Source organism: Massilia solisilvae (assembly GCF_024753215.1).
GTDB lineage: Bacteria > Pseudomonadota > Gammaproteobacteria > Burkholderiales > Burkholderiaceae_D > Telluria > Telluria solisilvae.
Window position 1 is genome coordinate 393,070 of the sequence record NZ_JANUGV010000003.1, and the last position, 20,894, is coordinate 413,963.

General features: G+C 66.3%; 22 protein-coding genes. 14 read left to right on the top strand and 8 right to left on the bottom strand.

Going from position 1 to position 20,894, the window contains the following annotated elements:
- Nucleotides 1-46: 46 nt before the first annotated feature.
- Nucleotides 47-502, bottom strand: coding sequence for a cache domain-containing protein (locus NX773_RS14745; protein WP_258857070.1), 456 nt, complete (start codon nt 500-502; stop codon nt 47-49).
- Nucleotides 503-785: 283 nt separating this feature from the next.
- Here NX773_RS14745 and NX773_RS14750 point away from each other — a divergent pair, with 283 nt between their 5' ends.
- The 3 genes from NX773_RS14750 to NX773_RS14760 are packed head-to-tail and all read left to right on the top strand — an operon-like array spanning nt 786 to nt 4,342.
- A complete protein-coding gene (locus NX773_RS14750) occupies nt 786-2,201 on the top strand; it encodes a KamA family radical SAM protein (RefSeq protein WP_258857071.1) in 1,416 nt (471 codons plus the stop codon).
- 19 nt (nt 2,202-2,220) lie between these two features.
- Nucleotides 2,221-3,522: an MFS transporter gene (locus NX773_RS14755; protein WP_258857072.1), complete on the top strand. Its 1,302-nt coding sequence runs from the start codon at nt 2,221-2,223 to the stop codon at nt 3,520-3,522.
- Nucleotides 3,491-4,342 (top strand): fumarylacetoacetate hydrolase family protein, encoded by an 852-nt coding sequence (locus NX773_RS14760; RefSeq protein ID WP_258857073.1) that lies wholly within the window; start codon nt 3,491-3,493, stop codon nt 4,340-4,342. The genes NX773_RS14755 and NX773_RS14760 overlap by 32 nt, the downstream gene beginning before the upstream one ends.
- 92 nt (nt 4,343-4,434) lie before the next feature.
- On the opposite strand, the gene NX773_RS14765 is transcribed toward NX773_RS14760, so the two are convergent.
- Nucleotides 4,435-5,763 (bottom strand): aspartate aminotransferase family protein, encoded by a 1,329-nt coding sequence (locus tag NX773_RS14765; RefSeq protein ID WP_258857074.1) that lies wholly within the window; start codon nt 5,761-5,763, stop codon nt 4,435-4,437.
- A 127-nt stretch (nt 5,764-5,890) separates the two neighbouring features.
- Between NX773_RS14765 and NX773_RS14770 the strand changes: the two genes are divergently transcribed.
- Complete coding sequence (locus tag NX773_RS14770) at nt 5,891-6,445, top strand: carboxymuconolactone decarboxylase family protein (protein WP_258857075.1); 555 nt, start codon at nt 5,891-5,893, stop codon at nt 6,443-6,445.
- Between the two features lie 137 nt (nt 6,446-6,582).
- On the opposite strand, the gene NX773_RS14775 is transcribed toward NX773_RS14770, so the two are convergent.
- The 3 genes from NX773_RS14775 to yjgA are packed head-to-tail and all read right to left on the bottom strand — an operon-like array spanning nt 6,583 to nt 8,449.
- Nucleotides 6,583-7,251: an alpha/beta hydrolase gene (locus tag NX773_RS14775; RefSeq protein WP_258857076.1), complete on the bottom strand. Its 669-nt coding sequence runs from the start codon at nt 7,249-7,251 to the stop codon at nt 6,583-6,585.
- Nucleotides 7,252-7,254: 3 nt separating this feature from the next.
- Nucleotides 7,255-7,872 carry a molybdopterin adenylyltransferase gene (gene mog / locus NX773_RS14780; RefSeq protein WP_258857077.1) on the bottom strand — a complete coding sequence of 206 codons (618 nt, stop codon included), beginning with the start codon at nt 7,870-7,872 and terminating at the stop codon, nt 7,255-7,257.
- A complete protein-coding gene (gene yjgA, locus NX773_RS14785) occupies nt 7,856-8,449 on the bottom strand; it encodes a ribosome biogenesis factor YjgA (protein ID WP_258857078.1) in 594 nt (197 codons plus the stop codon). Before yjgA ends, mog begins: the two co-directional genes overlap by 17 nt.
- A gap of 89 nt (nt 8,450-8,538) precedes the next feature.
- On the opposite strand from yjgA, the gene pmbA reads away from it, so the two are divergent.
- From pmbA to NX773_RS14825, 8 genes are all read left to right on the top strand, one after another.
- Nucleotides 8,539-9,891 (top strand): metalloprotease PmbA, encoded by a 1,353-nt coding sequence (pmbA, locus tag NX773_RS14790; protein WP_258857079.1) that lies wholly within the window; start codon nt 8,539-8,541, stop codon nt 9,889-9,891.
- A 117-nt stretch (nt 9,892-10,008) separates the two neighbouring features.
- Complete coding sequence (locus NX773_RS14795) at nt 10,009-10,995, top strand: DUF4214 domain-containing protein (protein ID WP_258857080.1); 987 nt, start codon at nt 10,009-10,011, stop codon at nt 10,993-10,995.
- 125 nt (nt 10,996-11,120) lie between these two features.
- Complete coding sequence (locus NX773_RS14800; RefSeq protein ID WP_258857081.1) at nt 11,121-12,128, top strand: DUF4214 domain-containing protein; 1,008 nt, start codon at nt 11,121-11,123, stop codon at nt 12,126-12,128.
- A gap of 13 nt (nt 12,129-12,141) precedes the next feature.
- On the top strand, nt 12,142-13,140 hold the full coding sequence (locus NX773_RS14805; RefSeq protein ID WP_258857082.1) for a DUF4214 domain-containing protein: 999 nt from the start codon (nt 12,142-12,144) through the stop codon (nt 13,138-13,140).
- Between the two features lie 147 nt (nt 13,141-13,287).
- Complete coding sequence (locus NX773_RS14810; RefSeq protein WP_258857083.1) at nt 13,288-13,635, top strand: ArsR/SmtB family transcription factor; 348 nt, start codon at nt 13,288-13,290, stop codon at nt 13,633-13,635.
- Nucleotides 13,636-13,667: 32 nt separating this feature from the next.
- Nucleotides 13,668-13,862, top strand: a complete 195-nt coding sequence (locus NX773_RS14815) for a YgaP family membrane protein (RefSeq protein WP_258857084.1) — start codon at nt 13,668-13,670, stop codon at nt 13,860-13,862.
- 3 nt (nt 13,863-13,865) lie between these two features.
- A complete protein-coding gene (locus NX773_RS14820) occupies nt 13,866-14,219 on the top strand; it encodes a carboxymuconolactone decarboxylase family protein (RefSeq protein ID WP_258823536.1) in 354 nt (117 codons plus the stop codon).
- 136 nt (nt 14,220-14,355) lie between these two features.
- A complete protein-coding gene (locus NX773_RS14825) occupies nt 14,356-16,383 on the top strand; it encodes a c-type cytochrome (RefSeq protein WP_258857085.1) in 2,028 nt (675 codons plus the stop codon).
- A gap of 45 nt (nt 16,384-16,428) precedes the next feature.
- Here NX773_RS14825 and NX773_RS14830 read toward each other — a convergent pair whose 3' ends face one another.
- Nucleotides 16,429-17,316: a DUF6544 family protein gene (locus tag NX773_RS14830; protein ID WP_258857086.1), complete on the bottom strand. Its 888-nt coding sequence runs from the start codon at nt 17,314-17,316 to the stop codon at nt 16,429-16,431.
- Between the two features lie 8 nt (nt 17,317-17,324).
- Complete coding sequence (locus NX773_RS14835; RefSeq protein ID WP_258857087.1) at nt 17,325-18,458, bottom strand: M14 family metallopeptidase; 1,134 nt, start codon at nt 18,456-18,458, stop codon at nt 17,325-17,327.
- 153 nt (nt 18,459-18,611) lie between these two features.
- Between NX773_RS14835 and NX773_RS14840 the strand changes: the two genes are divergently transcribed.
- Nucleotides 18,612-18,866 (top strand): DUF2442 domain-containing protein, encoded by a 255-nt coding sequence (locus NX773_RS14840; RefSeq protein ID WP_258857088.1) that lies wholly within the window; start codon nt 18,612-18,614, stop codon nt 18,864-18,866.
- On the opposite strand, the gene paaX is transcribed toward NX773_RS14840, so the two are convergent.
- A complete protein-coding gene (gene paaX / locus NX773_RS14845) occupies nt 18,863-19,792 on the bottom strand; it encodes a phenylacetic acid degradation operon negative regulatory protein PaaX (protein WP_258857089.1) in 930 nt (309 codons plus the stop codon). The genes NX773_RS14840 and paaX overlap by 4 nt on opposite strands.
- 105 nt (nt 19,793-19,897) lie before the next feature.
- Here paaX and paaA point away from each other — a divergent pair, with 105 nt between their 5' ends.
- Entirely contained in the window at nt 19,898-20,887 is a 990-nt protein-coding gene (paaA, locus tag NX773_RS14850) for a 1,2-phenylacetyl-CoA epoxidase subunit PaaA (protein ID WP_258857090.1), read from the top strand.
- Nucleotides 20,888-20,894 lie beyond the last annotated feature (7 nt).

Genomic DNA, 20,894 nt, shown 5'->3' on the forward strand with positions numbered 1-20,894 from the left:
GCGAAAACGAAAAAGGGCGGCTGCATGCCGCCCGCGTACCAGCCGATCACTTCTTGTACAGGCCGGCCTCCAGCACGAAATCGTCCACCTTCAGGATGTAGGTGGTCTTCGGCTCGATCTTGCCCGAGACCGGGTTCTTGTACATGTAGTCCACCCAGCCCTTGCCCTTGGCGGCGGCCAGTTCGATGATCTCGCGGCGGTATTTCTTGCCGTTGGCGTCCGGCACGTCGGTCAGGTCCTTGCCCACGATCGACGGGTTGTGCGGGTGCGCCAGCACGATGCCGGTCTTGATGTCGCGCATGTCGATGTACAGCGAGCCCTGGGAAAAATCCGGGTCCTTGGCCGCGATCTTCTTCATCAGCTCTTCCTTGCCGTGGGCCTTGAAGAACGCGGCGCCGCGCTCGGCCATGGCGATCGCGTCCTTCTCGGTCGGTTCGTTGGCCAGGGCGCCGGCGCAGGCAAGGCTCAGGCACAGGGCGGTGGCGGTGGCGGTCAGCTTCATGGTGAACATCCTTTCGCAAAATTCCAATGGGGGTCAGGTGTTGCTTAGATGCATTCACGACTGTACGCGTCCTGCCATAGCGCAATTTGCGCAGGCGCAATCAGGAAGCGCCGAAGTTGCGATCCGGCACGCATGAAGTTTGTTCCGCGCGGAAATCTTCCTTTGAATCAATTGATTCGCGGCAATTCGATACGCATAGCCCGGGCCTACCATGAAATTCCCGTTCGGCAATTCTTGTTGCCAAGAATGCCGCCCCACCATCTTTCCTTATCAGGAGAATGCCGTGACCCAGCCCGATGCCGCCGCGCCCGCCAAGTTCAAACCGTACACGCGCCAGACCATCGTCAACGCGCGCCAGTGGCAATGGATGAGCCCCGAACTGCAGGAAGCGGTGCAGGTGGTATCGCACGTGCTGCCGTTCCGCACCAACCAGTACGTGATGGACCAGCTGATCGACTGGAGCAACATACCGGATGACCCGATCTACCGCCTGACCTTCCCGCACCGCGACATGTTGCCCGCCGCCGAGTACGAACAGCTGCGCGACCTGGTGCTGCACAAGAAGGACGAGGGGGCGATCAACGCGCTGGTGCACCGGATCCGCATGCGCATGAACCCGCACCCGGCCGGCCAGCTGACCCACAACGTGCCGCGCGTGAACGACGCGCCGCTGCGCGGCCTGCAGCACAAGTACAAGGAGACCGTCCTGTTCTTCCCGAGCTCGGGCCAGACCTGCCATGCCTACTGCACCTTCTGCTTCCGCTGGCCGCAGTTCGTCGGCATGGACGACCTCAAGTTCGACGCGCGCGAATGCAGCGAACTGGTGGCCTACCTGAAGACACACCCCGACGTGACCGACGTCCTGATCACCGGCGGCGACCCGATGATCATGAATACCCGCTCGCTCACCGAGTTCATCGAGCCGCTGCTCGCGCCCGAGCTGGCGCACATCCAGAACATCCGCATCGGCACCAAGTCGGTGGCCTACTGGCCGCAGCGCTACGTGTCGGACAAGGACGCCGACGACCTGCTGCGCCTGTTCGAAAAGGTGGTCGCCAGCGGCAAGAACATGGCGATCATGGGGCACTACAACCACGCGGTCGAGCTCAGGAGCCCGGTCGCCCAGCAGGCCGTCAAGCGCATCGTCGGCACCGGCGCCACGCTGCGCATGCAGGGCCCCCTGATCCGCCACATCAACGAGGACCCGGACAGCTGGGCCGAGCTGTGGACCACCGGCGTGCGCCTGGGCGCGATCCCGTACTACATGTTCGTCGAGCGCGACACCGGCCCGCGCGACTACTTCGCGCTGCCGCTGGCGCGCGCGCACGAGGTGTTCCAGCAGGCCTACCAGCAGGTCTCGGGCCTGGCGCGCACCGTGCGCGGGCCGTCGATGAGCGCATTCCCGGGCAAGGTGGTGATCGACGGCGTGGTCCAGGTCAATGGCGAAAAGCTGTTCGCGCTGCAGTTTCTGCAAGCGCGTAACCCGGACTGGGTGAGGAAGCCCTTCTTCGCCAAATACGACCCCCAGGCCACCTGGCTCGACCACCTCAAACCGGCCTTCGGGCGCCAGAAATTCTTCTTCGAGGAAGAGGGCGGCAAGGCCGACTTCCACCTCCCGGCCGGGCGCGTGATCCCGATCGCGAGCACGCCGCGCCAGCACAACCAGCGCGCCAGCGACACCCAGCCCACCGCCGCCTGATCGTTCGCGAAAGGCCCCCATGGACTCGCCCACCCAGCCGCCACGCCTGACCGGCGCGGCGGTTTTTTTCTGCGTGTTCTTGCCGTTCGCGCTCGGGCACTACCTGTCCTGCCTGATGCGCAACGTGAACGCGGTGCTGGCCCCGTGGCTGGTCGATTCGCTGCGCCTGACTCCCGGCCAACTGGGGCTGCTCACCAGTGCGCTGTTCTTCTCGTTCGCGCTGGTGCAGCTGCCGGTCGGGATCGCGCTCGACCGCTACGGCCCGCGCCGCGTGCAGCCGGCGCTGATGCTGCTGGCCGCGCTGGGCGTGCTGCTGTTCGCGGCCGGCCGCAGCTTCGGCGACCTGGTGCTGGCGCGCTTCATCATGGGCCTGGGCCTGGGCGGCTGCTTCATGTCGGCGATGAAGGCGATCGCCACCTGGATCTCGGCCGAAAAGCTCCCATCGATCAACGGCTACCTGATCGCCGCCGGCGGGCTGGGCGCGGCCACCGGCACCACCCCGGTGCGGCTCGCGCTGCAGTTCACCGACTGGCGCCACCTGTTCCTGCTGCTGGGCGGCTTGATCGCCTGCGCCGGCCTCTTGATCCTGCTGCTGTACCCGAAGGCCGAGCTGCCGGCCAAACGCAGCCCGCCGACCCTGCGCTCGCTGCTCGAGGTCTACCGCCATCCTGCGTTCGGGGAGGTCGTCTCGCTGGTGCTGGTGCCGCACATGGTGTTCTTCGGCATCCAGGGCCTGTGGATCGGGCGCTGGCTGTCCGATGCCGCGCGCTTTTCCGACGGCGCCGTGGCCTGGCTGCTCTACCTGGGCATGGCGGCCGTGATTTTTGGCGCCATCGGCACCGGCATGATCACCGAATGGGCCGCGCGCCGCGGCATCAAGCCGCTCGACGTGGCTGCGTGCGGCGTGGCGCTGTTCGTGCTGGTGCAGGCGGTCCCGATTTTCAACTACGCGCCGAGCTTCCAGCTGGTGTCCACGCTGTTCACGCTGGTCGGCTCGATCACCGGGATCGAGTACACCATCGTTGCCGCGGCCATGCCGCGCGAGCTGACCGGGCGCGCCTCGACCTGCCTGAACCTGCTCATCTTTATCGGCGCGTTCCTGGTGCAGGCCGGCTTCGGGCAGATCATCGGCGCCTGGCAACCCGGCCCGCTGGGCCACTATCCGGGCACCGCCTACCGGGTCGCGTTCGGCGTGCTGGTCCTGCTCCAGCTGCCCGGGCTGGTGCGCTACTTCCTTCGACGCCGTCCGGTACAATGCGAGGCTGTTTTGCTCGCAACGAAGGAAGAATATGAGATTGGTACGTTACGGTCGTCCCGGTAAGGAAAAACCGGGCCTGTTCGACGAAGAAGGACGGCTGCGCGATCTGTCCGGCGTCATTACGGACATCGATGCATCCGTCCTGTCGGATCGTGCCCTGCGCAAGATCGCCAAGATCGACTACAAGACCCTGCCGCTGGTCCGCGGCGAACGCCGTTTCGGCGTGCCCGTCAAGGGCACCGGCAAATTCATCGGCATCGGCATGAACTACGCCGACCACGCCGCCGAAACCGGCGCGCCGGTGCCGAAGGAGCCGATCTTCTTCATGAAAGCGATCACCTGCCTGTCCGGCCCGGATGATCCCATCGTGCTGCCCAAGGGTTCGAAGAAGACCGACTGGGAAGTGGAGCTGGGCGTGGTCATCGGCACGCGCGCGCAGTACGTGGACGAGGCCGACGCGCTCAAGTACGTGGCCGGCTACTGCGTGGTCAACGACGTGTCCGAGCGCGAGTACCAGTTCGAGCGCGGCTCGCAGTGGGACAAGGGCAAGGGCTGCGACACCTTCGGCCCGGTCGGCCCGTTCCTGGTCACCAAGGACGAGATCTTCGACGTGCAGGACCTCGACCTGTACCTGGAACTGAACGGCAAGCGCATGCAGACCGGGAACACGAAGAACATGGTGTTCACGGTCGCGCAGATCGTCAGCTACGTATCGCGCTTCATGACGCTCGAACCGGGGGACATCATCTGCACCGGCACCCCGCCGGGCGTGGGCCTGGGCCGCACGCCGCAGCGCTTCCTGAAAAAAGGCGACAAGCTGCGCCTGGGGATCGCCGGCCTGGGCGAGCAGCAGCAGGAAGTGGTGGCGTACCCTAAAGCGTAAGACACGTAGGGTGGGCAGGTCTCCTGCCCACGCGTTCAAACCGCGCACGCACTGCCTGAACGCGTGGGCAGACAAGCTGCCCACCCTACCGTTCACTTCAACCGCAGCGCCGCCTCCACCGACTCGGCGAGCCGGCCCACGATCTCCGCCAGATCCCCGGTCGAGGCAATGAACGGCGGCGCAATCAGCACATGGTCGCCGCGCTGCCCGTCGATCGTCCCGCCCATCGGATACACCATCAGAGAGCGCATCATGGCCTCGGCCTTGATCTTGGCGTGCAGCTTGCGCGACGCAGGGAACGGGTTCCTGGTCGGGCGGTCGTGCACCAGCTCGATCGCCATGAACAGCCCGCGCCCGCGGATATCGCCCACATGCGGGTGGTTGCCGAACGCCTCGCCCAGCATGCGCCGCAGGCTCGATCCTCGCCTGGCCACTTGCGCCAGCAGGTTGTCGCGCTCGATCACCTGCTGCACCGCCAGCGCGGCGGCGCACGCCACCGGGTGCCCGATGTAGGTATGCCCGTGCAGGAAAGAGCCGCTGCCGTGGCGCAGGCGCTCCACGATCGCGCCCTGTGCCAACACGGCGCCGATCGGCTGGTAGCCCGCGCCCAGCCCCTTGGCCACCGCGATCAGGTCCGGCGCCACCTCGTCCTGCTCGATCGCGAACATGGTGCCGGTGCGGCCCATGCCGCACATGACCTCGTCCGCGATGAACAGGATGCCGTACTGGTCGCACAGCTTGCGCACGCCGCGAAAATAGCCCGGCGTGGGCGGGATCGCGCCGCCGGTCGCGCCCACCACCGGTTCGGCGCAAAAGCCGATCACCTTCTCGGGCCCGGTGCGCACAATTGCGTCCTCCAGCTCGTCCAGCAGCGCCTGGGTGTACTCCTCGACTGTCTGGTCCTCGCCGCGTCCGCGGTACTCGTAGCAGGGCGACACGCGCGGCACTTCCATCAGGAGCGGCGCGAATGGCTTCCTGCGCCACTCGTTGCCGCCCACCGCCAGTGCGCCCAGCGTGTTCCCGTGGTAGCTCTGGCGGCGCGAGATGAACATGGTGCGCTGTTCCTCGCCCGCCTCCACAAAGTACTGGCGCGCCAGCTTGAGCGCCGTCTCCATCGCCTCCGAGCCGCCGGACACGAAGTACACCTGGCTGATGCCCTGCGGCGCCTTCGACACCAGCTTGTCCGCCAGCGCCTCGGCCACCTCGGTGGTGAAGAACGAGGTGTGCGCGTAGGCGCAGTGGTCGATCTGGCGGTGCATGGCCGCCAGCACGTCCGGGTGCCCGTGCCCCAGCGACGAGACGGCCGCGCCGCCGCTTGCGTCGATGTAGGTATTGCCCTCGCTGTCGCGGATGAAGATGCCCTTGGCGCTGACCGCCACCGGCGGAACCTGGCGCAAGCTGCGGTGGATGATGTGGCTCATTGCTCGTCCCTCCCGGTTCAGGTTGACGATTGACAATAAGCTTGAACACCACCGTTTCTTTTGATTTTTGCTGGAAGCTGTGCGAATATTTTTCCGCCCAGACACTTGGCGCTCCGCGCCCCGACCCATGACCGACCGGCTAGGCCCGATCCCCCCGGAGCAAATGAGCGACGCCCAGCGCGCCGCGGCGCAGGCGATCATCGCAGGCCCGCGCGGCGCCGTGTACGGCCCCTTCATCCCGCTCTTGCGCAGTCCCGAACTGATGGAGTATGCCCAGCGCATGGGCGAGTACCTGCGCTACCGCAGCGCGATCGGCGTGCGCCTGTCCGAGCTGGCGATCCTGGTGACGGCGCGTGCCTGGAACCAGCAGGTCGAGTGGGCCATCCACGCGCCGATCGCAGCGCAGGTGGGCATTCCGCCGGGCGTCATCGGCGCCATCGCGCGGCGCGAGCGGCCGCAGGGCATGCTGGTGGACGAGGCGGTGGTGTACGACTTCTGCGTGGAGCTGCATCGCGACAAGCAGGTGTCCGACCACACCTACGGCGAGGCGCTCGCGCTGTTCGGCGAGCAGGGGGTGGTGGACCTGATGGGGCTGAACGGCTACTACACCTTCCTGGCGATGGTGATGAACACCGCGCAAACGGCTGTGCCGCCGTCGACGATGCCGCCGATGCCGGAGTAACCGTAACCCTCAAACACGTCGTCCCGGCGCAAGCCGGGACCCATGCTGAGCGTGACACAATCCGGCCTTCGGTTGCTCACGCGGCCTATGGGTCCCGGCGTTCGCCGGGACGACGTTGTTTTGCGTTGGTGGTGGCGTCAGCTTAGGACCTTACGCAGCCAAGCGTTGATGTCCCGTACCTCTTCGATGCACAGCGAATGCTGCATCATGTATTCATGCCACTCGACCTGATAGCCCAGCGCCACCAGCGCCTCGCGCGACCGCTCGGCGCGCATGAACGGCACCACCGGGTCCTGTCGGCCGTGCGCCATGAAGATCGGCGTGGCCAGGCTCTCCGGCGTGCGCTCGGCCGCCGCCTTGTCCGCCAGCGGCAGGTAGCCCGACAGGCACAGCATGCCGGCCAGTTTCTCCGGATGGCGCAGGCCCGTCTGCAGCGTCATGGCGCAGCCCTGCGAAAAACCGGCCAGCACGATCTTCGACGCCGGCACGCCGCGCTCCTTCTCGCGCGCAATCAGCGCCTCGACGTCGCGCTGCGACGCGTAGAGCCCGTTCTCGTCCTCCCGCCGCGTCAGTTCCGCGCCGGTGATGTCGTACCACGCGCGCATCACGTAGCCGCCGTTGATCGTCACCGGCATCGTTTTCGCATGCGGGAACACGAAGCGGATCGCCGGCAGCCCGGTGTAGTCGAGTTCCTGCACCAGCGGCACGAAGTCATTGCCGTCGGCGCCCAGGCCGTGCATCCAGATGATCGATGCGGTCGGCTCGGGGCCGGTGTCGACCTGGATGTGTTCAAGTAGCTGGGTCATGGATTACTCCTTGGGCTGCAAAGGACGCTGCGCGTTCTTGGGGCGCCACGCGGCCGTCACGGCGGGATTGGTTTCGATGTAGGGGCCGCCGATCAGGTCGATGCAGTAGGGGACGGCCGCAAAGATGCCGCCCACCACCACCTTGCCCTGTTCGTCCTTGAGCCCCTCGAGCGTTTCCTTGATCGACTTGGGCTGGCCCGGCAGGTTCATGATGAGCGCCGCATGGTCTGGCGTCTCGCGGATCACCGCCACCTGTCGCGACAGGATCGCGGTGGGCACGAAGCGCAGGCTGATCTGGCGCATCTGCTCGCCGAAGCCCGGCATCTCCTTGGTGCCCACGGCCAGCGTCGCCTCGGGCGTCACGTCGCGCCGCGCGGGGCCGGTGCCGCCGGTGGTCAGCACCAGGTGGCAGCGCTCGCGGTCCACCAGCTCGACGAGCGTGGCTTCGATCTGCGCGCGCTCGTCCGCGATCAGGCGCGATTCGATGCGGTACGGCGTGCTCAAGGCCGATGCCAGCCAGTCGGTCAGGGCCGGAATGCCCTTGTCTTCGTACACGCCGCCGCTGGCGCGGTCCGAGACCGACACCAGCCCGACCACCAGTTCGTTATTCGTCGGATTCATCCTCGCCTGGCTCCTCGTCGTCGGTGGCCGCGCCCTGCGGCTTGCCCAGCTCCTTCAGGATCTGGAAGATCTCGCGGTAGGCCTTGGGCGGCTTGTTCTCTGCCTGTTCGCGGCGCGCGTTGCGGATCAGCGTGCGCAGGTGCTGCACGTCCAGTTCCGGGTGCTCGGCGAGGAGGTCGGTGAGCGCCTTGTCGTCGGCCAGCAGCTTGTCGCGGCGGCGCTCGAGCGCGTGCAGCGCGGCCGCCTCGGCCTTGGAGGTGCCCTTCCAGCTGTCGATGGTGCGCTGGATCACCGCCACCTCTTCTTCGTCCAGGGTGCGCATCATCTTGCCCACATACTGCAGCTGGCGGCGGCGGCCCTCGTGGTTGGTGATGGTCTGGCACATCAGGATCGCGTCGCGCACCTCTTCCGGCATGGGCACCCGCTTGACCCGGTCGCGCGGCTCGGCGACAAGCTGCTCGCCGAGCTTTTGCAGCTCGTTCATCTGCCGCTTCATGGCGGACTTGGAAGGGCGTTCGTATTCCTGTTCGAACTCGTTGGACTGGAAGCCGCACGAGCCGCGATTTGGGTTTGGCATGATGGAGATCCGATTGGCGCGCGGCCGATCAGTAAAAACAATAAACGGCTGCTATGATAACTGTTTTAAAGCCCGCTACGAAAACACACATGAACGAGTCCGTCTTCACCTACTCCCAAGATCAGCTCAAGCAACTGGCCCAGGACATGCTGGGCTATGCCCGGGAACAGGGCGCCAGCAATGCCCAGGTCGAGGTCAGCGAGGGCGGCGGGCTCGCGGTCACGGTGCGCAAGGGCCAGGTCGAGACCATCGAGAAGAACAAGGACAAGGGCATCGGCGTCACCGTCTATTGCGGCAAGCGCCGCGGCCACGCCAACACGTCCGATTTCGCGCCCGAGTCGCTGCGCGCGACCGTCGAAGCGGCCTACAACATCGCCCGCTTCACGGCCGAAGACCCGTGCGCCGGCCTGCCCGACGCCGAGCTGCTCGAGATGAACCCGCGCGACCTGCGCCTGTGCTACCCGTGGATGATCCCGGCCGAAGAGGCGGTGGACATTGCCCGCCGCTGCGAGGATGCCGCGTTCGCGGTCGATCCGCGCGTGACCAACAGCGAGGGCGCCAGCGTGTACGTGCAGCAGACCCACTTCGTCGCGGCCAACTCGCTCGGCTTTTGCGCCGGCTACCCGTTCTCGCGCCACACCGTCTCGGTGGCGCCGATCGCGGGCAAGGGCTCGAAGATGCAGCGCGACGACTGGTACACCAGCGCGCGCGACCCCAACAAGCTGGCCGACCCCGAAAAGGTGGGCCGCTACGCCGCCGAGCGCGCGCTGGCGCGCCTGAACGCCCGCAAGCTCGACACCCGCACCTGCCCGGTGCTGTTCGAGGCGCCGCTGGCCGCCGGTCTGCTCGGCGCCTTCGTGCAAGCCACCTCCGGCGGGGCGCTGTACCGCAAGTCGAGCTTCCTGCTCGATGCGCTCGGCCAACAGGTCTTCCCTGGCCACGTCCAGGTGGTCGAGGACCCGCACCTGGTCGGCGGCATGGGCTCGTCCCCGTTCGACGAGGAAGGCGTGCGCACCGTCGCGCGCAAGGTGGTCAGCGACGGCGTGTTGCAGGGCTATTTCCTGTCGTCCTACTCGGCGCGCAAGCTGGGCATGCAAACCACCGGCAATGCCGGCGGTTCGCACAACCTCGAGATCGTGTCGAAGGACACCAAACTGGCCGATGACTTCGAAGGCATGCTGCGCAAGATGGGCACCGGCCTCCTGGTCACCGAGCTGATGGGTCAGGGCGTGAACTACGTCACCGGCGACTACTCGCGCGGCGCGTCCGGCTACTGGGTCGAGAACGGCGTGATCCAGTACCCGGTCGAGGAAATCACCATCGCCGGCAACATGAAGGACATGTTCCGCGACATCGTCGGCATCGGCAATGACGTGCTCACGCGCGGCAACAAGTCGACCGGCTCGATCCTGATCGAGAAAATGGTGGTGGCCGGCAGCTGATGCCGGCCCACGGGCGAGCTCAACAGTGCGCGCCCGTTTCCCATGTTGTTTCATACTGTCCAGCGACACGCGCCGGCTGTGCCGGCGCGCCCCGCCCACGACGACAGGTGAAACAGCATGGCTACCTTCCGCCTTTCCAACGCAGTCGATTTCACGTCGGCCCAGCCGTGGTTCTGGACGGCGACCAGCGTCACGTCCTCCACGCTGACCTTCGAGTCCGGCGTGCGCAAGCTCGTGTTCACGGGCGCTTTTGCACTCGACAGCCACGCTGACGTGACCGGCACCGTGACCGGCGCCAGCATGACCTCCGGCCCGGGCGACCTGTGGCAAGCCACCGGCCTGTCGCTCGATGCCGCGGCGCTGGCGAAGGCCGTGGACGACGACGCCAATGCGCTGGCCTACGTCCAGATGCTGTTCGGCGCGGACGACATCGTGTATGGCAGCGACGGCAACGACGTCCTGCAGGGCTACGCCGGCAACGATACGCTGGTCGCGGGCCCGGGCGACGACATCATCGCCGATGGCCCCGGCAACGACACGGTCGATGGCGGCTCGGGCATGGACACCGTCCGCTACGCCGGCAAGCTGGCCGACTACCGCATCGACAACAGCGGCAGCCTCGTCACCGTCACCGCGCTGGCGGGCGGCGCGACGGACAAGCTCATCAATGTCGAGCGGATCGTGTTCGACGACACGGTCGCCGCGCCGGTGGAGGTGCACGGCATCAGCGGCATGGTGTTTCGCCTGTACCGGGCGGTGTTCGACCGCGAGCCCGACCTGGCGGGCCTGGACTACTGGAAGGGCCGCATGGAGCAGGGCGTGAGCCTGGAAGCCGTGGCCGGCGCGTTCTCCATGTCGGGCGAGTATCAGAAGATGTACGGCAGCGGCTTGTCCAGCCACGAACTGGTGGCCAGGTACTACCAGAACATCCTGCACCGCGCGCCCGACCCGGCGGGGCTGGATTTCTGGTCCGGCGCACTCGACCACCACGCCGCATCCGCTGCGCAAGTGCTGGCCTCGATCAGCGAGAGCCGCGAAAACGTGGACCTGAGCGTGACCCTGATCGGGAACGGCTTCCTGAGCATGCCCCCGACCGGGCTCTAGCGCCGCGCTTGTCGTCGCGATGCGCGCATTCGATACCATTTGAAGACAATTTCCGGACAACCGCTTGTAGATACCTCTTGTTACCGATGCTATCCTGACTTTTCGTTAAATCGCAGGAGAGCATGATGGCAAAGCTGGACATTCTGGGTCCCTATGTGGACCTGATCGGCGCCACCGCAACCCAATGGACGGTCGTTACCACCGCGTCGGACCACGTCGTGTACACCAGCCAGTTCCTGGACCTGACCATCTCCGGGAACTTCACCATCGGCGCCGGCGGCCAGGTGGCGGGCACCACGACGGGCGTGAACGTGTACTCGAGGGGCTTCAACGGCGCCCAGGTGCTGCGCGCGACCGATCTTTCCGTTGACGCGGCCAAGCTGGTGGACGTGATCCTCGGCGCCAAATACGATGCCGACGTGTATGCCTTCCTGTTCAGCGGCGACGACACCATCACCGGCTCCACCTTGCACGGCGCAATCCAGGGTTTCGGCGGCAACGACACCATCCGCGCCGGCGCCGGCGACGACCGCATCGGCGCCAGCGCGGGCAACGACAGCGTGGATGGCGGCGCCGGCTTCGACGTCGCGGTGTTCCAGGGCGTATTTGCGAACTACAAGGTCGAGCGCACCGCGAACGGCTACACGATCACCGACCTCAAGGGCAGTGGCGGCACCGACACCCTGACCAATGTCGAACGCGCCTGGTTCAACGACAAGAACGTCGCACTCATCACGCCCGACAGCACCGGCGGCCAGCTGGTGCGGCTGTACCAGGCAGCGCTGGGCCGCCTGCCGGACGAGCCGGGGCTGACCTACTGGCAGGCGCAGGTCGAGGACCACGGCGTCAAGCTGGAAGCGCTGGCCGGCTCGTTCATCCAGTCGGCCGAATACCAGCAGCTGTACGGCTCGGTCCAGTCCAACCGCGACCTGGTGGCCAAGTATTACGAGCACATCCTGCACCGCGCGCCCGAGCAGGGCGGCCTGGACTTCTGGGCTGGCGTCCTCGACGGCCACAAGGCGACCAGCGCCCAGGTGCTCGCCGCCATCAGCGAGAGCCCGGAAAACCTGGCCCTCAGCGTGCAGCTGATCGGCAATGGGCTGGTGTTCGACGCGCCGGTCATCACTTACTAATGCGGAGAACTCCATGGCAAACCTGACGCTTTCGAATCCCTTCCTCTCGTTCGACGCCCTGCCTGACTGGAACTGGGCGCCGGCCGCCGCCACCTCGACCAGCATCACCTACACGAATGGTGCGCAAAAAATCGTCCTGACCGGCGAGTTCGTGGTCACGGCCGACACGATGCCAAGCGGCAGGGTCACCGAGGTAAGCTTCCTGCAGGCCAGCACCGAGGTGTTCAAGGTCACCGGGCTGGAGCTCTCCGCTGCCATGCTGACCAACCTGATCGACAACGTGACCGATTCGCGCCAGACCTTTGCCTACCTGCTGAGCGGCAACGACACCATCAAGGGCACCAGCTACAACGACCAGCTGTACGGCTACGCCGGCGACGACACGATCCAGGCTGGCATGGGCAATGACCTCATCATCGGCGGGCCCGGCAACGACACGATCGACGGCGGCATCGAGATCGACACGGTGCGCTACACCGGCGCGATCGCCGACTACAAGATCGAGCGCACCACCGGCGGCGTCGCCGTCACGGGCCTGAAAGGCGATTCCGGCACCGACACGCTGGTGAACGTCGAGCGCGTCGAGTTCGGAGACAAGATTTTCCTGCCGGTGGACGTGACCGGCGCCAGCGGCCAGCTGTTCCGGCTGTACCAGGCTGCGCTCGACCGCAAGCCGGATGCGGACGGCATGAACTACTGGGAGGCGCAGATGGAGCGGGGCTTGTACAAGCTAGAGAACATCGCCCAGGAGTTCATCAAGTCGGCCGAATACCAGAAGCTGTACGGCAGCGGGCTCACCAATGCCGAGCTGGTGGGCAAATACTACGAGCACATCCTGCACCGCACCGGCGAGAAGGCCGGCATCGATTTCTGGGCCGGCGTGCTCGACAGCCACGCGGCGACCAACGCCCAGGTCCTGGCCGCGATCAGCGACAGCCCCGAGAACGTGCAGCAGAGCGTGGCCCTGATCGGCACCGGCCTGGTGGTGGACCACCCGGTCATCACTATCTGACGCAGTCACCGCAGTCAAGCAAACGCCCCGGCCAGCCCGGGGCGTTTTCTTTTGTATTCCAGCAATTTTTTGATGAGCATCAATGCTTGCGCATATGACTATTTGGTTAAATGCGCAAATACTCAATGAGTCGTACAAGGAGCATGCATGGGGCAGCTATCAAGGGAAGCACTGGAGCACGTCGCCGACTATTTCAAGGCGCTGGCCGAGCCGACCCGGCTGCAGATCCTGAGCATGTTGCAGCAGGAAGAGCTCAGCGTGGGCGATCTTGCCGAGCGCTGCGGCTGCACCTCCGCGAACATTTCGCGCCACCTGGGCGTGCTCAGTTCCCACCGCCTGGTGGCCCGCACCGCGCGCGGCACCAGCGCCTTCTACCGCATCGCCGATCCGTCGGTGCATGCCTTGTGCGACCTGGTCTGCGGCAGCATCGCGCGCAGGTTCGAGCAGGCGTCGCGCACCAGCCAGTCGTTCACCCAGCCGGCCAAGGGCCGGTAACCGCAATCTCGTTCACTGAAAGGGGAAAAGCAATGAAAACAAATGTTGGTGGTATCGACCGCGTGCTGCGGGTCGTCCTTGGCCTGGGACTGGTCGGCGCCACGCTGGCCGGCGCAATCGGCGCATGGGGCTGGCTCGGCGTGCTCGTCGCGGCAACCGGCGTCATCGGATTCTGCCCGGCCTACCTGCCGTTCGGCTTTCGTAGCTGCAGCACCAGGAAGGACTAAGACATGGCCGCGATTCCGAATTACCAGGAACTGACCCGCGAGGTGTCGAAGAACCTGGCCACCTTGCGCACCGACCTGCCGGACGTGATGAAGGGCTTTAACGACCTGGCGCGCGCTGCCACCGCAGCCGGCGAGCTGGACGAGAAGACCAAGGAGCTGATCGCGCTGGCGCTGGGCGTGGCCGTGCGTTGCGATGCCTGCCTGGGCTTTCACACCAAGGCGCTCGTGCGCCTGGGCGCTACCTTGCGCGAAGTGGAAGAAACGCTCGCGATGGCGGTGTACATGGGCGGCGGCCCGTCGCTGATGTATTCGGCCAACGCGATTGCAGCATTCAAGGAGTTCAGCACGCCGGCCTGATCTGGCGCCTTGCCCCTGCACTGCTGCCGGGCGACAGCGGCAGCGGTGCGTCGATTTGCCTGTCGCATCCGTCGCACTACCGTCCGGCCCCGCGCCCTCGATCGATGCGCGATGGATTCCATCTGTAAGGAACGGTATGCGATTTCCCCACCTGTTTGCCGCGCTTGGCGCCGTGTTCCTGGCCCAGGCTCCCCATGCTGTTGCCCAGTCTGCGCAAGACGCCCAGCTGATCGAGCGTGGCCGTTACGTCGCCCGCCTGGGCGATTGCATGGCCTGCCACACCGCTACCGGCGGCAAGGCGATGGCCGGCGGCCTTGAACTGAAGACGCCGATGGGCGTCATCTACTCCACCAACATCACGCCCGACCGCGACACCGGCATCGGCAAGTACACCTTCGAGCAATTCGACCGCGTGATGCGCAAGGGCGTGGCGGCCGATGGCCACAACCTGTATCCGGCCATGCCTTATCCGTCCTATGCCAGGATGAGCAAGGACGACATGGCCGCGCTCTACACCTACCTGCAACGCGGCGTGCAGCCGGTGCGCCAGCCCAATCGCCCGTCGGCCATGCGCTGGCCGTACAGCATGCGCTGGGGCATGTCGCTCTGGAATGGCGTCTTCCTGGACGACAAGCCGTTCCGGCCGAATCCGTCGCGTGACACCAACTGGAACCGTGGCGCCTACCTGGTGCAGTCGCTCGGCCACTGCGGCGCCTGCCACACGCCGCGCGGCATTGCGTTCCAGGAAAAGGCCATGGACGATGCCGGTTCGAACGGCTCGGCCTTCCTCGCCGGCGAGACCGTGGAGGGATGGCGCGCGCTGAGCCTGCGCAACCTGTGGTCGGTGCAGGACACGGTCGAGCTGCTCAGGACGGGCCAGAACCGCTTTGCCACCGTGTCGGGCAACATGGCGGATGTGATCCACCACAGTACCCAGTACTTCAGCGACGCGGACCTGGTGGCGATCGCTACCTACCTGAAATCGCTGCCGCCGGCCAAGGGCGAATTGCCGATGCCGTCCACGCCACGTGCACCGGCCGCGGCGCCGGCCACGCTGTACACGACCCGCGGCGGCCTTGGCTATGCCCAGTTCTGCATCGACTGCCACCGCCACGACGGCGGCGGCGTGCCGGGCGTGTTCCCGGCGCTCGCCGGCAACCAGAGCGTGACCAGCACCGACCCCGCCACCCTGCTGCACATCACGCTGACCGGGTGGAAGACGGTGCAGACATCGGCCCACCCGCGGGTGTACACGATGCCCGGCTTTGCCCGGCTGGCCGACAGCGAGATCGCCGACATCCTGAGCTTCGTGCGCCAAAGCTGGGGCAACAAGGCCGGCCTGGTGGAGGCATCGGCAGTGGCCAGGGCGCGCGCCGCGCTGAATCCGGCCACCACCGACTCGGGCAAGTTCGATACCCCGCGCATGGCGAAAATGCTGGACGCGCCCAACTCGGCCCAGCTGGTGCGCGGCATGCAGCTGCACCTGAACACCAAGGCGCTGCTGCCGAAAAACGTGGGCAACCAGCTCAATTGCACCAGCTGCCACCTGAACGCCGGCACCGTGGCCGATGGTTCGCCGTTCGTCGGCGTCTCCGCCTTCTTCCCGAGCTACGCGCCGCGTGCCGGGCGCGAGATCACGCTCGAGGACCGCATCAACGGCTGCTTCCGGCGTTCCATGAACGGCAAGCCGCTGCCGGTCGATTCGGCCGACATGAAGGCGATGGTGGCCTACTTCGACTGGATGAAGCGCGAGACCAAGCCGGGCGACAAGGTGGCCGGGCGCGGCGTGGGCAAGATCGACCAGTCGATCAAGCCGAATGTTGACAATGGCCGCAAGGTCTATACGCAGCAGTGCGCGGTGTGCCACGGCAGCAATGGCGAAGGGCTCAAGCGCGCCGACGACACGATGATCTATCCGCCGCTGTGGGGCGACCAGTCGTTCAACATCGGGGCGGGCATGGCGCGCACCTACACAGCAGCGGCCTTCGTCAAGCGCAATATGCCGGTCGGCTTCCACGAGAAGTTCCCGCTGGGGCAGGGCGGTCTGAGCGACCAGGAGGCGGTCGACGTGGCCGAGTATTTCTCGCACCAGCCGCGGCCGGACTTCCCGGACAAGGTGAAGGACTGGCCGAAGGACAAGAAGCCGGCTGACGCGCGTTATTGAGGCGCGGCCTTCGTGCCGGGCCGCTGCGTGGCGGCCTGGCCGGTCTTACTGTTCGCTGCCCGGCGCGCCGGGCAGCATCTCGTAGCGCAGGCCGGTGACCTGGCCCTGCCACACGCGCTGCCACTGGAGCGCGTCGTCGTACCAGCCCACCTCGGCGCGCGACGGCACGCGCATGCCGTCCTGTTCCACATAATCGGACACGCGGCCTTCCCAGCCACGCAACTGGTAGCCGCCGCCGAAGTTGCCCCAGCGGCCAGGCGTGTACACGCCCGTGATCTCTCCGATGGCGTTGAAGCGAAATTCCAGCGACACGGTGGTGTCGTGGTCGGTGATGGTGGCCATGGCCCGGTGCTCGTCGATCGGCGTCCAGGCCAGGTGCTCGCTGGGCAGCAGGGCGGTGGGGTACCAGGCCCCTTCGGCCAGGTAGCGGTGCAGCGCGCCGGCATCGAGCTCGGGGCCGGGCCGGGCGGCGGCCACCTGTAGCGCGGACATCGCGAACAAGCGGCTGGCGCCATGGCCATCGGCATACGCGTCCAGTACGCGCAGGTGCACCAGTGGCGCCGCCTGCACGCGCGCATTCCACAGGAATCCGGGCGCCGCCGGGCGCACCAGGTGGGTGGCGGTGAACGGCATCCAGCGCGGTGTGTCGAGCGTGGTGCGCAGGCTGCCGGCCTGTTCTACCTGCGCGCTCGCGATCAAGGGCTGGCCGTCGGCCAGCACATGCCTGAAATAGCGCTGCACCGGCCCGGGCAGCGCGTCCAGCTGGTCGAAGCGAACGCGCGCCGCAGGCGCGCTCGCGCCGGCGTCATGGCCGAGCAGGGCGTCGCGCAGCGTGGCGCTGGCGCGTTGCTGGCGCTGGTGGCCCAGCCATGCCGCCAAACCCAGCCCGGCGCCCGCCGCCGCCCACAGCCATCCCTTGCGCGCGTTTGCCACCGGCTCGCTTACTTCAGCGAACGCACGTGGTTCAGCACCGGCTGCAACACCGCCGCGCCCAGGCGCGCGCTGCGGGCGCCGTCCCAGCCCACCTGCGGGTCGGGGTCGTTGGCGTTGTCCTTGAACGGCAGTTCGAGCGTGAGCGACAGGCAGCCGAAGCGGTGCGTGATGTGCGGCGAACCCATGGTCAGCGTCTCGTCGCTGAAGTTCCCTTTCGGGTAGCCGTGCTGGTCCTGGAAGTCGGGGCTGGCGATCATGAAGTCGTCCGAGAACTTCTTCTGCCATGCCGCCTGTTCGGCCGTGAAGTTCGGCAGCTCCTCGCTGCCGGCGATGAACACGTAGGGCAGGCCCTCGTCGCCGTGCACGTCCAGGCACATGTCCACGCCGGTTTCCTTCATCTTTTCGAGCACCAGGCAGACCTCGGGGCTGCGTTCCATGGTCGGGTTCATCCATTCGCGGTTCAGGTTCGCGCCCGCCGCGTTGGTGCGCAGGTTGCCGCGCACCGAGCCGTCCGGGTTCATGTTCGGCACCACGTAGAACACCGTTTCGTTCAGCAGCTGGCGGCCGAACGGGTTGGCCGGGTCGAGCAGCGCGTCGAGCATGCCTTCGACGAACCATTCGGCCATCGTCTCACCCGGATGCTGGCGTGCGATCACCCACACCTTTTTCTTGTTTGCGGCCGGCTCGCCGATCACCAGCATGTTCAGGTCGCGGCCGTCGATGGTCGAACCCAGGTCCAGCATGCGCACGTGCTCGGACATCTGCGCGCGGTCGAGCAGCTCCAGGTGGCGCTCCCACGAGTACGGCTCGAAATAAGCGTAGTACACGCTGTCCATGCCCGGGGTGTGCTCGATGGTCAGCACGCTGCCGTCAAAGGTGGTCGGCACGCGGAACCAGTTGATGCGGTCATAGCTCGCCATCGCCTGGTAGCCTTCCCACCCGGCCGGATAGGCGGCCTTGCCGGCATTGAGCAGACGGATGGTGCAGGCTTCGCCCTGCGCGCCCTGCAGGCGGAAATAGAACCACTGGATGATGTCCGCGTGCGAATCCTTGCGGATGTTCAGATCGATGGCGCTTGCGCTTGTGGCGTTCACGATCTCGATGGCGCCAGCATCGAACTGGCTGCTGATCTTGATGGGCATGGGTGTTCCCTGTTGTGGATGGCAGAAAGCCGAGATGATACCGTTTTTTCGCGCGCCCGAAACCGGGCTTTGTCCTGCGGCGGCTCAAACCGGGCCGGCCGCGATTTGTTAACTTGGAAGCTTTCCGCGCCACGTCATGGGGGAACGGCAAGCATGGCCATCTGTGTTACGCATCCAGAAGTCACCATCATCAACCGCCGCGGCTTCTGGCTCGAGCTGCGCGGCGAGGAACTGTATCTGCCGTTCCTGGAGTTCCCCGAGTTCGAGCATGCCAGCATCGCGCAGGTGTGCCAGGTCGAGTGCCTGGGCGCGCGCCTTTACTGGCCGCTGCTGCACATCGACCTTCCCTTGCAGTCGCTGCGCAACCCGCTTGTCTCGCGCCGCAAGCGCGACGTGTTCAACTGCTAGCCGTCCTTGGGCAGGCCGCCAAAGCGTTCGTAGAATCCGGTGTCGGCGCCGGGCGCCTGCGGGTCTTCGCGCCGCAGCACTTCCAGTACGTGTTCCTCGGCCCGTGCAAAGGTGCGCAGGTAGATCGAACGCGCCAGCTCGTACGCCTGGGTGCCGGGCCACTGCGCAGGCAGCAGCTCCAGCGGCAGCATCGGGTCGTGCAGCTGCAGGCGGCGGTAGGCATGCACCAGCAGCGTGCGCACCATGAAGGCGGTTTGCGGCTCGATGTCGTCCAGCAGCAGCGTCTCCAGCTGCGCGAAGGTGTCGATGAAATGGCGGTATTGCGCGGCCACGCCCGACAGGTCCCAACCCTCCGCCACCAGTTCGGGCAGCGGCCGTGAGGCCACGCCCGGCAGCTCGGTGGCGGTGCAGGCAAACAGCCGCCCTTCGGCGTCGTTGCGGCGCAGGATCTCGCCCAGGCTGGTCAGGTCGGGGGCCGGGTGGGCCAGCACGCCGGCGGCGAGCATGGCAAAGCCATCCCACTGCAGTTCGCGGCGCAGCGCGCTGCGCTGGTCGGCGTCAAGCGAGCCGTTTGGCGTGAGCAGCAGCACCCAGCGCCCGTCCCAGTGCAGCCCCGGCTTGGAATAGATGCGGCGGTTGGCGCGCGCCACCCGCGGCAGCGCCTGCGGCGACAGCAGGTAGCGGCTGCGCCGCCCCTCGCGGCTTGCGATCAGCCAGCCTTCGTTCACCAGGCGAAACACACTGGTGCGCGTGAGCCGGTCGGTCACCGCCAGCGGCGCCACCAGCTCGATCAGGCTGCCCAGCCACACGGCCCCGCCGTGCGGCGCGATGGCATCGCCCAGCACGGTCATCACAAGGGATTTGGAACGGGGCGGTTCGGCGCTCAGGAAGCGGTCGATCCACGCGCTGCTGGTGGCAAGATTCATGGTGGCGGGGCGGCCTGTGGCGGCTCAATATGATTCAAAATTCCGCTATACATCGCGAATTTTGTATCGTATTATGGATTTATAACGAATGCAACGGAGACAACGATGTACGCACAAATGGTCGACACTGGCCTCAAGAAGGTCCAGTCCGTCGAAGATATGAGCGCGCAGGAGCAGGCGTTCCAGGCCCGGATCGACGCCGGGGTCAAGATCGAGCCCAAGGACTGGATGCCCGAGGCTTACCGCAAGACGCTGGTGCGCCAGATCTCGCAGCACGCGCACTCCGAAATCGTGGGCCAGCTCCCCGAGGGCAACTGGGTCACGCGCGCGCCCACCCTCAAGCGCAAGGCCATTTTGCTGGCCAAGATCCAGGACGAAGCGGGCCATGGCCTGTACCTGTACAGCGCCGCCGAAACGCTGGGCGTCTCGCGCGACGAGCTGCTCGACGCGCTGCACAGCGGCCGCGCCAAGTACTCGAGCATCTTCAATTATCCCACGCTCACCTGGGCCGACATGGGCGCCATCGGCTGGCTGGTCGATGGCGCGGCCATTACCAACCAGATCCCGCTGTGCCGCTGCTCGTACGGGCCGTACTCGCGCGCGATGATCCGCGTCTGCAAGGAAGAGGCCTTCCACGCGCGCCAGGGCTACGACATCATGATGAAACTCGCGCAGGGCTCGCCCGAGCAAAAGGCCATGGCGCAGGATGCGCTGAACCGCTGGTGGTGGCCTTCGCTGATGATGTTCGGCCCGCCGGACGCGGACTCGGTCAATAGTCAGCAGTCGATGAACTGGCGCATCAAGCTGTTCTCCAACGACGAGCTGCGCCAGCGCATGGTGGACCAGACCGTGCCGCAGGCCGAATACCTGGGCCTCACGATTCCCGACCCCAAGCTCAAGTGGAACGCGGAGCGCGGCCACTACGACTTTGGCGAGATCGACTGGAGCGAGTTCCACAACGTCCTGAAGGGCAACGGCCCGTGCAACAAGGAGCGCCTCGCCACGCGCGTGAAGGCGTACGAGGACGGCCAATGGTTCCGCGACGCGCTGGTGGCGCACGCCGACAAGAAAGCCGCAAAACAAGCAGCCGCGTAGGGTGGGC

What these genes read in the sequence shown, in the direction of transcription:
- NX773_RS14745 (WP_258857070.1), bottom strand. Translation starts at nt 502, where the DNA reads ATGAAGCTGACCGCCACCGCCACCGCCCTGTGCCTGAGCCTTGCCTGC.
- NX773_RS14755 (WP_258857072.1), top strand. Translation starts at nt 2,221, where the DNA reads ATGGACTCGCCCACCCAGCCGCCACGCCTGACCGGCGCGGCGGTTTTT.
- NX773_RS14760 (WP_258857073.1), top strand. Translation starts at nt 3,491, where the DNA reads ATGAGATTGGTACGTTACGGTCGTCCCGGTAAGGAAAAACCGGGCCTG.
- NX773_RS14765 (WP_258857074.1), bottom strand. Translation starts at nt 5,763, where the DNA reads ATGAGCCACATCATCCACCGCAGCTTGCGCCAGGTTCCGCCGGTGGCG.
- NX773_RS14770 (WP_258857075.1), top strand. Translation starts at nt 5,891, where the DNA reads ATGACCGACCGGCTAGGCCCGATCCCCCCGGAGCAAATGAGCGACGCC.
- NX773_RS14775 (WP_258857076.1), bottom strand. Translation starts at nt 7,251, where the DNA reads ATGACCCAGCTACTTGAACACATCCAGGTCGACACCGGCCCCGAGCCG.
- mog (WP_258857077.1), bottom strand. Translation starts at nt 7,872, where the DNA reads ATGAATCCGACGAATAACGAACTGGTGGTCGGGCTGGTGTCGGTCTCG.
- yjgA (WP_258857078.1), bottom strand. Translation starts at nt 8,449, where the DNA reads ATGCCAAACCCAAATCGCGGCTCGTGCGGCTTCCAGTCCAACGAGTTC.
- pmbA (WP_258857079.1), top strand. Translation starts at nt 8,539, where the DNA reads ATGAACGAGTCCGTCTTCACCTACTCCCAAGATCAGCTCAAGCAACTG.
- NX773_RS14795 (WP_258857080.1), top strand. Translation starts at nt 10,009, where the DNA reads ATGGCTACCTTCCGCCTTTCCAACGCAGTCGATTTCACGTCGGCCCAG.
- NX773_RS14800 (WP_258857081.1), top strand. Translation starts at nt 11,121, where the DNA reads ATGGCAAAGCTGGACATTCTGGGTCCCTATGTGGACCTGATCGGCGCC.
- NX773_RS14805 (WP_258857082.1), top strand. Translation starts at nt 12,142, where the DNA reads ATGGCAAACCTGACGCTTTCGAATCCCTTCCTCTCGTTCGACGCCCTG.
- NX773_RS14810 (WP_258857083.1), top strand. Translation starts at nt 13,288, where the DNA reads ATGGGGCAGCTATCAAGGGAAGCACTGGAGCACGTCGCCGACTATTTC.
- NX773_RS14815 (WP_258857084.1), top strand. Translation starts at nt 13,668, where the DNA reads ATGAAAACAAATGTTGGTGGTATCGACCGCGTGCTGCGGGTCGTCCTT.
- NX773_RS14820 (WP_258823536.1), top strand. Translation starts at nt 13,866, where the DNA reads ATGGCCGCGATTCCGAATTACCAGGAACTGACCCGCGAGGTGTCGAAG.
- NX773_RS14825 (WP_258857085.1), top strand. Translation starts at nt 14,356, where the DNA reads ATGCGATTTCCCCACCTGTTTGCCGCGCTTGGCGCCGTGTTCCTGGCC.
- NX773_RS14835 (WP_258857087.1), bottom strand. Translation starts at nt 18,458, where the DNA reads ATGCCCATCAAGATCAGCAGCCAGTTCGATGCTGGCGCCATCGAGATC.
- NX773_RS14840 (WP_258857088.1), top strand. Translation starts at nt 18,612, where the DNA reads ATGGCCATCTGTGTTACGCATCCAGAAGTCACCATCATCAACCGCCGC.
- paaX (WP_258857089.1), bottom strand. Translation starts at nt 19,792, where the DNA reads ATGAATCTTGCCACCAGCAGCGCGTGGATCGACCGCTTCCTGAGCGCC.
- paaA (WP_258857090.1), top strand. Translation starts at nt 19,898, where the DNA reads ATGTACGCACAAATGGTCGACACTGGCCTCAAGAAGGTCCAGTCCGTC.